We start from the raw sequence: 259 nt of genomic DNA on the forward strand, positions 1-259 counted from the left end.
TGAAGCACGTCAAGCTGCTTTCACCGAGCCATTCTCGAACGGAGAATTGGGGTGGGAGAACAAACACGATGTGAAGTACTCTACCGCAGCTTCTGAAAAGTACATGTCGGAGCTAAAGCGGAATCCAAAACAGCCAGCGTACGATGCCATCGAGTTAGACGGCCAACGTGCGGCCCTACTCGGCGATATCGGCGCGGTCTCGAAACAGAGCGATATCGAGGGATGGGAAGACATTCCAAATGCATACAAAAATGAGTAC

At 51.4% G+C, this 259-nt stretch carries 1 protein-coding gene; it reads left to right on the top strand.

Annotated elements, in window-relative coordinates; genetic code table 11:
• Window positions 1-70 precede the first annotated feature (70 nt).
• Window positions 71-259 (top strand): hypothetical protein (locus AUR66_RS22910; protein ID WP_231727957.1); only part of this gene is annotated, 189 nt, incomplete at its 3' end.

The sequence above is a fragment of the Haloferax profundi genome (assembly GCF_001469865.1).
Classification (GTDB): domain Archaea; phylum Halobacteriota; class Halobacteria; order Halobacteriales; family Haloferacaceae; genus Haloferax; species Haloferax profundi.